The organism is Cytobacillus firmus (assembly GCF_023657595.1).
GTDB classification, from domain to species: domain Bacteria; phylum Bacillota; class Bacilli; order Bacillales; family Cytobacillaceae; genus Cytobacillus; species Cytobacillus firmus_B.
Map to the genome: position 1 here is coordinate 286511 of NZ_CP098323.1, position 14100 is coordinate 300610.

Sequence of the window (14100 nt, forward strand, 5' to 3'; positions counted from 1 at the left end):
TACCATGTAAGAACGTAATTTTCTTATATTTTTATGATAAAGCTCTGCTTCATTGTTAGCTAATGGAAGCCTTCAATTGGGAGAATACCCGTTTCCACGATCCGATTAAATTTAATCCATTCCACTCCAACGTAACCCATTCCACCATTTATGATACATATGGTTGTCAGGGCCTTTGGCGAAACAGTCTAATCTGTTTGGTCCCCAGGCTACGACAGTCGGTGCGGAGACAAGGTGTCCCCCAAGGTCTTCCCAATCATGCCAGGCATGGCCATCCCACCATTTATGGTACATATGGTTGTCAGGGCCTTTGGCGAAACAGTCTAATCTGTTTGGTCCCCAGGCTGCGACAGTCGGTGCGGAGACAAGGTTTCCCCCAAGGTCTTCCCAATCATGCCAGGCATGGCCATCCCACCATTTATGATACATATGGTTGTCAGGGCCTTTGGCGAAACAGTCTAATCGGTTTGACTCCCAGGCTATGACAGTGGGGTCAGAGACAAGGTTTCCCCCAAGGTCTTCCCAATCATGCCAGGCATGGCCATCCCACCATTTATGATACATATGGTTGTCAGGGCCTTTGGCGAAACAGTCTAATCGGTTTGGTCCCCAGGCTACGACAGTCGGTGCGGAGTCAAGGTCCCCCCCAAGGTCTTCCCAATCATGCCAGGCATGGCCATCCCACCATTTATGATACATATGGTTGTCAGAGCCTTTGGCGAAACAGTCTAATCGGTTTGACTCCCAGGCTACGACAGTGGGGTCAGAGACAAGGTTTCCCCCAAGGTCTTCCCAATCATGCCAGGCATGGCTATCCCACCATTTATGATACATATGGTTGTCAGGGCTTTTGGCGAAGCAGTCTAATCGGTTTGGTCCCCAGGCTACGACAGTCGGTGCGGAGTCAAGGTCCCCCCAAAGATCTTCCCAATCATGCCAGGCATGGCCATCCCACCATTTATGATACATATGGTTGTCAGGGCCTTTGGCGAAACAGTCTAATCGGTTTGACTCCCAGGCTACGACAGTCGGTGCGGAGTCAAGGTTCCCTCCAAGGCTTTCCCAGTCATTGTTTATCGACACTTCTTTGAGAATCATATCAGTTAATTGTTTTAAGTCTGGCCGATTCCCAATACGTTGTGTTCTAGGCCTTGTTGGTGCATCTTGCTGTGGAGAACCAGAATTTCTAAGTAAATCCCTTGCACGCACAGGTTTTAGTGGTACTTGTCCACGAGATTTTATAATTCCTTGAAGGCAGGTGAGTGTGCCAACCACAATAGGTGAAGCACTAGATGTTCCGCTGAATTGGTCTGTATACCAAACTTCTTCGTTCACTCCACCTTGTAAATCAATATAACCAGTGGTGGTTACTTCCCTTCCCCACCCTTGAGCATCAACAATAGCTCCGTAATTAGAAAACTCGAGTCTAGATCGATCAGGACCATGATCTCTACCATGTGTACCAGGAGGGGGTGCTCCAGCTCCAACTATAATAGCTCCTGAATCTCTTTGGCTACGATTGAACTTATTTTCATATATCTCTTCATCTAAATTTTCTGCTCCATTCCCCGCAGCTTCTACCACGATAACTCCCTTGGCAGTTGCAAAGCGAATTGCATCAAAATCATCTTGCCACCATTCAATTGCAATATATCCCTTTTGATCGACTCTTTCTTGAAAATTAAATCGGGGGCCAGGTCTGTGTAGCTCGATAAGAATAATATCTCCAGGATCTAAAGTATTAGCAGCTTTTAAAATTGCTGTAGAGGTGGTTTGATTTTCTCCAAAAATAGAAATTGCATGTATTTTTGCATCTGGGCTAATTCCTGTGATACCTAAAGAATTCTCATCTCCACTAATGACACCAACTACTGCCGTCCCATGATTTCTCCACCCTATATCTGAAGATGGAATCCCATCAATGACTCCACCTTGATTTACTTGCAAATCCTCATGTGAGAATCTCCACGCTCCTTCAATATCTATTACATTTATTCCATTGCCTTTTCCACCAGGAAAATTCCAGGCGTATCGTGCGTCGATTCCAACTGGAGCAGCCTCTAAATATCCCTGTCTAATACTAAAATCTGGAGTAGCTGGAGGGGCAACATCTGCCACAGGTTCTACAGCTAATCTGGCAAGTTCCGCTGCGGGTTTAATATAAGCATCTTCAACTAATTCATGATTACGAATTTGTTCTACGAGCTCTTCTAAATTTCCATCAGGAGCATTCACTTTATAGTATTTAGAAAGATCAGGTAGTTCTACATAGTTTTCGACAGCTAAAGAGCTAGTTGGTTGTATTTGTTCTACCTCAAAAAGCGGCTGAATCTGAACTTGTTCAGATGCTAATATACTTAATGAGGAATCTGATTCTCTATTGTTGAAAGAAATTGTTCTCGCATTTAAATTTGTTAAACTGACATTTGGTTTAGCTATTACAATCAATTCTCGGGACATATAAAATCTCCTTTATAATCATTTACATATGTATCAAAAAGTCACCTAAGAAGGATCGATCAAGGTAAAAAGAATTAAGTGCAAATTTTATTTGGAGGAAGGTATTTCATAGATTTAATTACTTTTGTAAAGCCATGAGAAGAGAGGTGATTAAAATAAATATCAGGTTATTTAGCTGTATCACTTGTCCTATTCTACATTGAATACCCTCTTTCTTAATAACAGCCAATTACCTACTCATCAAACGTATTCACCTTTCAGCTAGTTATTCTTCTGTTAACACTAATAACCCGTTACCTTCCTCTTTCTTTTTATTACCCAATGATACGGTACGCTTGATTAGTTGAGCATAAATTTCATCTTCATTGAGAGGGCGTTCAACTCTTGCTCACATTGGTTAATAAGGAGTGCTAGAGCACCCGAGACATGTAGTGTAGCCATAGAGGTTCCATTAAGTGTTGCATATTTAACACCGTTTTCACCAGGCCATGTTGATTTAATTCCTACGCCCGGAGCAACCTAGTCTACTTGATCATTCGTATTAGTAAAATCAGCAATTTTTTATTCAAGTCAACTGCTCCTACGCATACACTCTCTGGATAGGCAGCAGGGTAACCAACCTCTATTGTTTCTCCTCTATTATCCCCTTCATTTCCATCAGCGGCACAAACAACTACAATATCTGCATTAACTGCTCGTTGAACTGCCATATGAAGGTGATGATCATCATAGGTAGACCCTAACGACATGTTTATAACTCGAACTCGTTCTTCATTCGGGCCCCTATATGAAATGGCATAATCAATAGCTTTGACCACACTTTCATTACGTGCAAAACCATCTTTATCAAAGACTTTTAAAATGAGGAGACTAGCTTCAGGAGTTACTCCGACCACCCCATCTTGATTGATGATAGCAGCAATAGTTCCCGCTACATGAGTGCCATGTCCATTATTATCAGAAAAGTCATCAGAAGTACCATCATCTGAGAAATTCTTTCCACCATAATTCTACCTTAGAGGTCGGAATGATCGTTTTAACCCTTGGCCTTTTCGACTATCATTCCAAACTTCAGGGGCTTTAATCATTTTAACTCCTTCAGGAACTTCTTTAATATCGTCAATGGTTTCTTCAATTTCATATGGAATTATCCCTCCTTGTTTATTTATTCATACCATCTTTAAAATCCCCTTTTTGGATTTTTTTATGTAAACATCTATATCGTAATAAATGGAGTGAAATTAATTATCAGTTCCTACATAAAAACAAAATGAGACGAACATCTTAAATAAAGAGATTTAGTATCTTTGTATAAAATATTTAAATAAAAGAACATAATAAATATGGTTGAAGAATTGCTCAAAGGGGTAAGGAAAAGTTCCTTACCCCTTTGAGCATGCTCATAATTTTGCTCATAGCCTTTTTTTCTTCTGTTTTAAAATATATTAAGTCAAAGATGAAAAACTTATAATATCAATGATTCTATAAATCTATTTATTTCTATTATATATCTTGATAAATGGGCGGCATGATGTAATCATTGCCCAAACCCCTTGTTATAGAAGGGTTTTATGTTAGATGGGAATGGTATGCTAGCATTTCTCTCCTAAAATTAGAGGTTTCTCATTAGTTGTGTAAACTTGTGGGAAGCCTCGTTTTTTATTTCGTTTGTTATGTGATGATAGACGTTTTTTGTTTTCTCGCCATAATTCCTCTCTTCAAGTTGAAGAAGGAACTAAACATTACATCTCGAATATCTAATGTACTTGAAAAACTAAAAGAAAGACAGGTGCTGATTACAATGATTAAAGGTATCGGCGGGATATTTTGGAGAACCAAGAACCTTGATGTTGTGAAAAAATGGTACAGTGAAGTGCTGAAGATTGAAATAGATAATTGGAATGGAACTGTGATTACTCCCCAATTAGGAAATGAGACGATCTTTTCTTTCTTTACCGAGAATGACAGTTATTTTCCAGCAGAACAACAAGTGATGTTAAATTTTCAAGTGCATAATTTAGATGAGATGATTATGCATCTTGAACAAATTGGTGTACCTCTAGTTAAGGAAAGAGAGGTTAGTGAGTTTGGAAAGTTTATTTGGGTTGAAGATCCTGAAGGTCGACTGGTCGAGCTATGGGAGAAATAGCGAATTTAAAAAACAAGAGACATAGGGACAGGCATCTTGTCCCAACGGCCCCTATACTGCTTATACGTCAAAAAAGGAATTCCTATCTGGGAATTCCTTTTTTAAATAATATAGGAAGCGGAACTTTTGCTTCTTTAGAAATGCAGCGCCGCTACTTTATTCTTTATCAGAACCTCCGCCAAAAGCTTCCGGAATCATCGTAAAGCCTTCAATCACGGTATCCTCTTCCACCTCGATCATCAGGTAACGCTTGCCGTCAAAATTAATTTGTCTTACATATCTAAGATCCTGCGGACAAATGGATATGTTGGCTGCTTTTGTGCTGATTTTGATTGATTTTGAATTGTATTTAGGCAGGACGCTGCTTGCCTTTATTTCATATTTGTCATCATCAATGATTTTTTGATAAGCGGATTGGACCTTTTCAGAATCAATGTCTTCGATACCGCTCACCTTTAAAACATGTTCTACGTCTTTTGAATCCAGCTTAGGCGGTTCATCCTCTTCGTTTTCCACGATCATCCGGTTTATCTCTTCATATACGTTGGAAAGTGTTGATGTGCTAAGCTGATCTCCTGTTACGTCTTTAATAATTTCTTCAAAAACGATTTTATCATCCTGCGCCGTCATTGTTTCTTCCCCGTTTAAAACGTCCTCAATGAACTGGTGGTCGGGCTCATGGACCTTGCCTGCAGAATACAGGACATGATTGACATCAGCCGCGTGATCGGTGAAGCAAGGAAATAGAAACCCTGAAATGGGAGACTTGAGGTTGATAATTGGATCAACGGTAAAATGATATTTAAATTCCCGTTCGACATAGTCAAAAAGCAGTTCTTTCTTCGGTTCCTGCGTGTTATTGATGCTGCAGAGAATAAAGGGATGAGAATAAACGGCATCCCGTTCACTTTCCTCGGCTTCTGCATTGCGTCGCTTCATGGGCTTAAGATACTCTCCGCGAATGAACGTAACGACGATATCCTTTTCATATTGCCGGATTCCCAGCATTTTACCGACAATCTGAAGCATTTGTTCCGTCCATCCTTCAGCATCATTGGTCAGCAGCCCTTGATGAAGGATGAGCTGACTGCTGTTTTCCGCATCCCTCTGAAACTTTAATTCAAAGAGCTTTTCATCCAATTGGCCGCCAAGCAGCTTTTTGAAGTTGTCCATAAACAGCTCCTGCTGATCCTGATCCAGCATTTCAAAAGGCTGGCTTTCATAATGATAAATCTCGCTTGATTCCTTCATAATATAAACATTAAAAATATCCGAGATCTTTAATAGGTCATTATTTAATTTAAATTGTTTCCGAATCTGTGCAATGTCTTTTTTGTTCACGGTTAAAATCCACTCCTAAACTGCCCAATATGCATATCTACTAGAATAACAAAATACATCAGCTCTATAAATTATTATTTATTTTCGTTTTATTATAAGGATTCATTAATGGAGATTTGGAAGAGGGGAGGTGACTGCGAAATCCTGGTATTCGGCCAGCATTGAGGGTATAAAAAGAGGCTTCCCGTAAGCTGGCCAAAAATTGTCGGAAGCCTCTTTTATTTTATGAAAAAGGGTTGTTTGCTAAGGGGATTATTTTTTCGGCATCGCATGTATCCCCCTTGAAAGCAGCCGATCCGATTCATCTAAGAATTGTACGGATTGCCGCGTTGTTTCTTCATTTTGGAGCAATACAGATTTATAGGCTTCTGTCACCTGTTGAAGCTGTCTATTTACAGCGTTCAATTTATTGATGAAATCAAGGACATTATTCTCCCCAATAGTGGATGGAAGGGATGGCTGGAGCACGTTAGCGGAGGATTGAAGTTTTGAGAGTGCGTGTTCTATTTCACTTATCCTTAGCTTGATCTCAGTATCCATTCTCAGTACCTCCTCATTTTTTCTTCGACCTCTCTTCTGCAAGCTGTGCTTCCAGGGAAGCGATTGTTTGTTTGATAGAATCGATTTCCTGCTGGATCTGCTGCAGCTTCCGGCTTATGGCTGAAAACACATCTTGAAACTGATTTGACTCAATGTCAGTGTAACTCGTAAGCATTTGTTCAAACCGGATATCCTCAAATTCATCTGCCAGCTTTCCCTGCCAGGTAAAAGGGGAAAGATCAGGCTTTGTGACGGTATGCCGATAGTGGTTAAACTCCTGCTGCTTTCCTTGGAGCTCCCCCTCACAGGCCAGCAGTCTCTGCAGATCACTTTGTTTCTTCGCCAATAAACTGTAGTAATATCCTAAAGACATGAATATTCACCTCTATATACTGCCAATTTCATATTATTAAACCGGGTAAAAAGAATCTATTTTACTATATCACAGGGAAATAATGTAATAATGATACATTTTTCTTATTTTAGACATTCTGTCGATGGGTAATTATTACTGTTTTATACAAAAGTGTAAAAATAATCCTATTCGTAATAAAATTACTCTAATTTTTAGTGTAAAGTATAAATTATGGAAAATTTAGTGAGGGGCTCTCTGAAGCGCCTCTATTCCAGTTGTCGATTGGCAGGAGGCGATTTATACTGAAGGTATTAGATGCAAGGGAGTTGCACAGCGGATTGAAGGATCTTCACTCCAATCTCGACTCCTTAGAAGAGCAGATAAGAAACATTGCACGTGATGTAGAAGGAATTACCTCGCTTGAGGACTCCTTCCGGGGGGAGGGAGCAGCCGCTATTCAGGCTTTCTTCCAGGAATGTCATTCTCCTTTTCTCTTATTTTTTGAAGGTTTTCTTGCAGACTATCAAAATACTTTAAAAGGAATAGCTTCTTCCCTTCAGATGCTCGAGCCGGCAAGCAATGGATTCATCCGTCAGAGCTTTTTGGTTGGAGAAGCAGCACAGGGCCTGGTAAAAACAGAATCTATCACCAATAGCCTAACAGATGAGACCAATGCGGTGATGCAGAAAGTTTCTGATATTGTCAGTCTCCCTCACCTGCAGGATGGGGAGTTTTCGGCACATGTAAGGAGAGCAGAACTTCACCGGAGAAATACGGTAGATGATCTTATGACCTTTGACAGCCAGCAAACACTGGCACTTGATCCAATTGAGCAGGATCTTCATCTGATGCAGACATACATCGATGAAATTTCCAGCCTCTTTCAAAGTGGAAATCTCAGCATTTCCGGCTATTCCGTCAAGCAGCTTCACTCCAGCCCCATCTATGGAGAGCTTTTACAAGGCATCAGGCATAAAGCAGGAAATTCCATGCGTTCTCCGGAATTCTTTAAAGAGCTGGGCGTAACTGCTCTAGGTCAGATTCTGCCGCCCGGCGCTTATTCCATTTGGGCTGTCTGGCAGAGCACATATGAAAGAAAGACCATCCACTATCAGTTAAGAGCTTTGAAAGCTTTAGCCGAGCTAAACAGCAACGAAATCAGCCCGGAGGAATTCACCTCCCTGAGCGGCCGGGAGATCCTGACTGTTGATGTCATAGACGAGTATGGCATCGGCAGCGAGAATCAGGGCGGAAAGTTTCTCCTATATGAAGACGGCCGGATTGTGCGGGAATTCTATGGAGAAAAAGGAATAGCCTACGAATTCGTCGACTCCATTCCAGAAGACCGAGTGGGCGGAGTGCGGGAACTGGACTCCATAGCTGACGGAACCCCGCTTGAAATTCTCGAATACCTGTCGCTCGCGGCTGTTGTCAGAAAGCAAGGAACCAAGGTCATTCGGAAAAGTATCAAAAAGGCCGACTTTGATGCGCTTGTCAGGATATTGAAAGAGGAAAAGGGCCATGTGGTCTTGCCGGGGAAGAAGGCTGGTAAGAGTACGGGTGAACTTAATAAGGATTTAGCAAAAGCTTATTTGAGGGATATAGAGGCTAAAACTGGACGAAAGGTTAATAAAGAGCAAATTGATCTAATAAAAGAAGACTTGAGAAACAAAAACTATGAAAAATTGACACCAAGAGAGACAGCTAAGCATAGAAGCAAATTTACATCGAGCTTGAAAGATAAATTGATTGCAGAATGGGAAGAAAAAACTAATCAAAAGTGGCCAAGATATACAGAAGAAGTGCTTGATAAGAATGGAGAGGTTGCTCGGAGTATTGGTCAACCGTATGATGCCCATCATATCATAGAGAACAATTTTGGCGGCCCTCATGAGTGGTGGAATATTCATCCCGCAAAATATCCTAATGAACACCAAGCAGGGATACATGGAAAGGGAGCTCCATCGGGTAAACTATTTCCAAGGAGGTAAAATAGCATATGGCTGATTTTGAATTTATAAATGAACTAGAAAATAAACTTTATAAGGTAACTAATGATGATATATTAAAAGCTGAACAAAGAATGGACATCAGCCTTCCAAATGATTTAAAACAGTTATATTTAGAAGTTGGTTATGGTTTTATTGAAGGTCTAAGTGCTAATTCAATTAATAGAATATTGGGACCAGGGGCTGTAGCAGATATTAGATTAAGGGAAGGTGTTTTTGAATTTGATCCAGATTTAGATGAACTTTTTGATGATGAAGATAAACTTATTTTTTTTGAAGTAAACGAGGGTGTTTATATTTCGATAGATTTGCAATTAGCTAATAATCCAATATTTTATTTCGATACTCAAATAGCTGAATCGTTAGAGGATTTTTTTAAAAAGTTTCTCAATAATAATGAATATTTTATAGATTTAATTGAGGATTAGACTTAATTGGTATAAAAAAATAATTGACCTTGGATTGGCTATGCCTTCCAAGGTTCTTCGTTTAATATATCACCAACATTCCCCCTCCCAATGTAGTGAATTTGCCCAAGCCAAACCCATTTACATGCATATACAATAATGTAGGCATATACAGAGGAAATGGAGGTATGTATGAATGTACCCTTACAGAGGCCCTTATCAGCCGCAGGATCAGCGTTTTTTTGGATTCTTTGGTCTGCCTTTTTTAGGCGGGTTAGCAGGAGGTTTATTGGGCACGGCCTTATTCTACCCGCGTCCATATTATGGGTATCCGCCACCGCCGCCTTATTATTACCCGCGGCCTTGCTGTGGACCAGGATTTGGATATCCTTATTAATAGCTGTCAGGGGGAGCTCTTTAAGAAATGCTTCCCTTTTTTAATGCTGATCTTTTTTCCAATCGGGCCATTCGATTCTTGAGAAAAACGAAGAGGAATCAGATCGATAATGTGATAAAGAATGAATGTACGTGCCCATTTGTATATGATGAAAGTCTTATCAAATAAGGAAAATGTAGGATATTTATTATTCAGAATATTAATTCTTTTAGCAGATTTACATCCTCCTGCTGAAAAGGCATGATAGAAATAATTCGGATACCGAATTAAAAAATCAGGGGAGGCTTAAAAATGAAGAAAAAATCATTATGGAAAGTACTAAGTTCAGCAGCGCTGGCGGCATCGATTCTAGTACCTCAAGTTAGCTTTGCTGAAGGGGCAAAGCCTGTGACGGAGGAAAGTATATCAATTAGTGGCTTTGTAGATTATGAAGAAATGAAGAAAAAGCTGAGCCAGCTTGAAAAGTCATCGAATGGCCTGGTTCAGGTTGAGTCCGCGGGAAAAACAAATCAGGGGAGAGATATCTTTACAGCACGAGTGGGCCATGGGGATAAAGTAGTACTGGTACAGAGTGAAATTCATGGCAATGAGAAGACTGGTACTGTCGCATTGTTAAATATTCTTCAGCAATTAGGTTCAAGTCAATCAGAAGCTGCGAAAAGAATTAGGGAAGAACTGACGATTGTAGCGATCCCGATGATGAATGCCGATGGTTCCGAATTGGACAGGCGTGGTAATGTGATGACCTGGGAAGAAGTTCAGGAGAAGTTCCCTCAATTACATAGTGCACTGCCAACCTGGAATTATTACACACGCACCTTGCAGGGGGATAACTATGCAGCTGCTCCGGGCTTTGATGTAAACCGTGACTTTAACCCCGACTTGAACTATGTTCCGAAAGTGGAGGACTTTCCGGGCAATTCGAGTACTCCAGGCTGGTATATCACACCTGAATCCCAGACAGTCCGGGATGTATATAAAGGTCTGCAAGAGGAGTTTGGGAATGTAGAAGTCTTTTTAGACCTTCATCACCAAAATTTCTATAAAATCGAAGGAACGGATGAAGACGTTACAATGTCCATCTCAGCAGATTTTATTCCGGATCCAAATTCTCCAGAGGGATCAAAATATAATCAATATGCGGAGAATTACCGATTTGATTTCTCCCGGCAGTTAAATGTAGCACTTTATGATGCACTTCAGGAAAAAGGCAATTCAGTGTTCACCAATATTTCTTTATATGACCAGGATTTAGACTTGCCTGGGACTGCATTGGGTTCCTTTGCCTTGAACGGAAGCGGGGTAGTCCTGTTTGAGGTAAAGGGGCAGACACAGAACTATGGCCAAAAGATGAAAGGTCAGCTGGTTAAGACTGTGGAAACTGGGGTTATGGGAATCATTGATGGTGTTGCAGATGGCAGTGTTTATGATTTGAATCCTGAAGAATATAATGAAATTCCTAATAGGGTGTCAATCCGTTAATAGTGCAGCTGAGGCTGGTTCCATTTGGAATCAGCCTCATTCTTACTGCAGGTGATCTGGTACACTATCAGTCGTTTCTTCTGCAACTTCTGTAAAAATATCCTCTTCATTTTCGGGAACCATATGGACAGAGAAGCCCTTGGCAAAGGCAGGTTCCAGTAGATGAATCAGCTGCTGGACATCAGCCTGAAGCTGAAGGAATTCCTTTTTCGTTACAGGCTGGGCTTCTTCTTTTAATTCATAGCCCACTTGTCCGTTTGGCTCCAGGGTTGCCCATCTTACATCGCTGATAACTGCAACATTATGCTGACGCAGTTTCATTTCAAGCTGGTCCACAGTAAACCGGAGTTTCCTCAGATTCTGTTCATTCAATTTTCCATCTTCTATGATAATTTTGGATTGACCAGTGATAAACTTCTCGAATTTGTCTGATTTCATTTGTGCATATTCCATAATAACTAAGGTAAGGACAAGGATGAGTCCTACTGCAAGAGTAGTCCAAATGCTTTCCCCTGAAACCGGTTCAATTAATAGAGAACCAATGCCAATCATGATTACTACCTGAGCTAATGTCATCTGTGAAATAGACTTTCTTCCAGCGATCCTTAATAACAATGTGCCCCCGATGACGACAAGGATTGAGTTCCAAATCCAATCGAATTCCACTCGTATCCCTCCCTATATACTATTATAGTCTTTCGCAAATAGAGCCTTCTAAAACTGTTAATGTCAATTTATCTAACAAAAAAGTGGGATTAGCTATTGTTACATACTTATTAAACGTGTTAATATCAAAATATTATAAAAATTTTAAAAAATGCATGACTGTCGGGGGGATATTTGTGATGAAGAAGATGTTAGCCATCCTAGCAAGCAGCACATTATTAATGCTGGCTGCCTGCGGATCAGGAAATGAGGAAACCAGCGGGGAAGTGTCAGAAAAGAAAACCGTAAAAATCGGGATCACGCAAATTGTTGAGCATCCATCATTAGATTCTGCGAGAGAGGGATTTATTGCCGCACTGAAAGATGCTGGATATGAAGAAGGAAAAAATCTTAAAATCGACTTCCAGAACGCCCAGGGGGATATGAACAATAATATGTCCATCGCCCAGAACCTGGTCGCGGACAAAAATGATTTAATTCTGGCAATTGCTACTGCGAGTGCCCAATCGGTTGTGCAATCAACGAAAGATATTCCTATCCTTTTTACAGCTATCACCGATCCTGTGGGAGCTGAGCTTGTGGAAAGCATGGAAAAGCCGGGCGGGAATGCCACGGGTACCTCTGATACACATCCTGATGCCATCAAAAATACAATTGACTCTATCAAAACATTTGTACCTGATGCCAAAAAGGTGGGCATTATCTACAATGATGGGGAACCAAACTCAGTAGTAAATGTTAAGCATGCAAAAGAAGCTATCGAGGCAGCAGGCCTGGAAGCAGTTGAAACGACTATCTCAACTAGCTCCGAGGTGAAGCAGGCTGCTGAATCCTTAGTGGGACGTGCTGATGTATTTTACATCCCTAAGGACAATACAGTCGTATCTGCCCTTGAATCAGTGCTTAACGTAGCCAATGAAAAAGACATTCCAGCTTTTGTTGGGGAAAGCGATTCGGTTAAACGGGGCGGATTTGCTTCCTACGGCTTTGAGTATCATGATCTTGGATACTCTACAGGCCAAATGGCTGTTGATATTCTTGAAGGCAAAAAGCCGAGTGAAATTCCTGTCGGCTACCCGGAGAGCCTTGAGCTTGTGATTAACAAGAAAGCAGCTGAGGAACAGGGAGTTGCTTTGACAGAGGACATGCTGAAGGATGCTAAGGTGGTTGGGGAATAAATAGGTTGTTAAAAGATACAGCGATTCAGCTGTATCTTTTTTTTACTTAATGGACCCGAAATTTATTCCGGAAAATGATTCCAAAGAACTACATAATGTGGAAGGAGGATTTTAGGGAAATTAAGGGCTCAATAAAGCTTAATTAAAATCTATGTGAAAGGGTAATTTTACCTACAAAATACAATCGGGGGTTTGTGGATTAATAGGAATAAAACCACAGACATAATTCGACATGTCCGCATAAGCGATTTGACGAGTTTTGACTGCCATGATAGTAATAAATAGGTGTAAAATTTATATTTCTAGATTTGATGAATAACAATAAATAGAAAAAGTTTATGAAAAAAATACCATTTAATGTTTAAGTGTCTTCAAATTGGGTATTAGTGGGTATAAATAACTGTTTTGTTATTTTTTGCAAGTAAGTAATTGACCTTTGCATTGTGTATTTTTACAATAATAGTAACCTATTGAAAAGGAGAGATTTGAATGTCAGGAGTTATTCGCGTTACACCAGCAGAATTAGTAGGCATGTCTAACCGTTATAATGGAGAAAGCAGCCAGGTTGGGGATCAGATTGTCCGTTTGGATAATATGATTCGTGAACTGGAAGGTGCATGGGAAGGGGAAGCAAGCAGAGCATTTGCTGAACAATACCAATCTTTAAGACCTTCATTTGTTCAAATGCAGCAATTATTAGAGGATATTTCTGTTCAGCTTAATAATACTGCAAGAGCTCTTGAAGATGCTGATAACCAGATCGCTGGCCAAATCCGCGGTTAATTTTATCTGAATCAATAAGTGGAGAAGGAGCGCTGCATTCACAGGATGAAAAGCGCTCTTTTTTTATGAGGTGTTGAATATGTACATAGAATTAACAATTGATTTAAAACATTATGAAGCTGAACCTTTTGATCTCCGTCTATCTAACTATCATTCTGTTAAAAAAGTAGTTGATATTGTTTGGCAAGCTAAGTCTATTTCTCAGCCGCCCCGGGAAGGTTATTGGGTCAGAATTCCCAACAAGCAAATGATTCTGTCAGGAAACGATAAGCTGGCGGAAAAGGGGATTACCACTGGGGACCGTTTCGAAATTTTATAAAGGAGCATTTAAAA

General features: G+C 40.4%; 13 protein-coding genes and 1 pseudogene. 8 read left to right on the top strand and 6 right to left on the bottom strand.

Going from position 1 to position 14100, the window contains the following annotated elements; genetic code table 11:
• Nucleotides 1-111: 111 nt before the first annotated feature.
• Entirely contained in the window at nt 112-2460 is a 2349-nt protein-coding gene (locus tag NAF01_RS01585; RefSeq protein WP_250801591.1) for a DUF8189 domain-containing protein, read from the bottom strand.
• 265 nt (nt 2461-2725) lie between these two features.
• A pseudogene (locus tag NAF01_RS01590) lies at nt 2726-3629 on the bottom strand (S8 family peptidase).
• A 632-nt stretch (nt 3630-4261) separates the two neighbouring features.
• On the opposite strand from NAF01_RS01590, the gene NAF01_RS01595 reads away from it, so the two are divergent.
• A complete protein-coding gene (locus tag NAF01_RS01595) occupies nt 4262-4609 on the top strand; it encodes a VOC family protein (protein ID WP_250801592.1) in 348 nt (115 codons plus the stop codon).
• 156 nt (nt 4610-4765) lie between these two features.
• On the opposite strand, the gene NAF01_RS01600 is transcribed toward NAF01_RS01595, so the two are convergent.
• From NAF01_RS01600 to NAF01_RS01610, 3 genes are all read right to left on the bottom strand, one after another.
• Nucleotides 4766-5950, bottom strand: coding sequence for a DUF4317 domain-containing protein (locus NAF01_RS01600; protein WP_250801593.1), 1185 nt, complete (start codon nt 5948-5950; stop codon nt 4766-4768).
• Nucleotides 5951-6202: 252 nt separating this feature from the next.
• Nucleotides 6203-6490 (bottom strand): YwqI/YxiC family protein, encoded by a 288-nt coding sequence (locus tag NAF01_RS01605; protein WP_226620343.1) that lies wholly within the window; start codon nt 6488-6490, stop codon nt 6203-6205.
• A 13-nt stretch (nt 6491-6503) separates the two neighbouring features.
• Nucleotides 6504-6863 (bottom strand): YwqH-like family protein, encoded by a 360-nt coding sequence (locus NAF01_RS01610; RefSeq protein WP_250801594.1) that lies wholly within the window; start codon nt 6861-6863, stop codon nt 6504-6506.
• A gap of 257 nt (nt 6864-7120) precedes the next feature.
• On the opposite strand from NAF01_RS01610, the gene NAF01_RS01615 reads away from it, so the two are divergent.
• The 4 genes from NAF01_RS01615 (at nt 7121) to NAF01_RS01630 (ending at nt 11140) form a co-directional block, all read left to right on the top strand.
• Nucleotides 7121-8836 carry a ribonuclease YeeF family protein gene (locus NAF01_RS01615; protein WP_284709492.1) on the top strand — a complete coding sequence of 572 codons (1716 nt, stop codon included), beginning with the start codon at nt 7121-7123 and terminating at the stop codon, nt 8834-8836.
• A gap of 8 nt (nt 8837-8844) precedes the next feature.
• On the top strand, nt 8845-9282 hold the full coding sequence (locus tag NAF01_RS01620; RefSeq protein ID WP_226620340.1) for an SMI1/KNR4 family protein: 438 nt from the start codon (nt 8845-8847) through the stop codon (nt 9280-9282).
• 175 nt (nt 9283-9457) lie between these two features.
• Nucleotides 9458-9658, top strand: coding sequence for a hypothetical protein (locus NAF01_RS01625; RefSeq protein WP_076262170.1), 201 nt, complete (start codon nt 9458-9460; stop codon nt 9656-9658).
• Between the two features lie 291 nt (nt 9659-9949).
• On the top strand, nt 9950-11140 hold the full coding sequence (locus NAF01_RS01630) for a M14 family zinc carboxypeptidase (RefSeq protein ID WP_197245259.1): 1191 nt from the start codon (nt 9950-9952) through the stop codon (nt 11138-11140).
• Nucleotides 11141-11182: 42 nt separating this feature from the next.
• Here the strand turns inward: NAF01_RS01630 and NAF01_RS01635 are convergent, their stop codons facing one another.
• Nucleotides 11183-11806, bottom strand: coding sequence for a DUF421 domain-containing protein (locus tag NAF01_RS01635; protein WP_048010876.1), 624 nt, complete (start codon nt 11804-11806; stop codon nt 11183-11185).
• A gap of 179 nt (nt 11807-11985) precedes the next feature.
• Here NAF01_RS01635 and NAF01_RS01640 point away from each other — a divergent pair, with 179 nt between their 5' ends.
• From NAF01_RS01640 to NAF01_RS01650, 3 genes are all read left to right on the top strand, one after another.
• Nucleotides 11986-12984, top strand: coding sequence for an ABC transporter substrate-binding protein (locus NAF01_RS01640; RefSeq protein WP_048010875.1), 999 nt, complete (start codon nt 11986-11988; stop codon nt 12982-12984).
• 489 nt (nt 12985-13473) lie between these two features.
• Nucleotides 13474-13767, top strand: coding sequence for a WXG100 family type VII secretion target (locus tag NAF01_RS01645; protein ID WP_009336200.1), 294 nt, complete (start codon nt 13474-13476; stop codon nt 13765-13767).
• 79 nt (nt 13768-13846) lie between these two features.
• Nucleotides 13847-14086 carry an ESX secretion system protein YukD gene (locus NAF01_RS01650; protein WP_197245261.1) on the top strand — a complete coding sequence of 80 codons (240 nt, stop codon included), beginning with the start codon at nt 13847-13849 and terminating at the stop codon, nt 14084-14086.
• Nucleotides 14087-14100 lie beyond the last annotated feature (14 nt).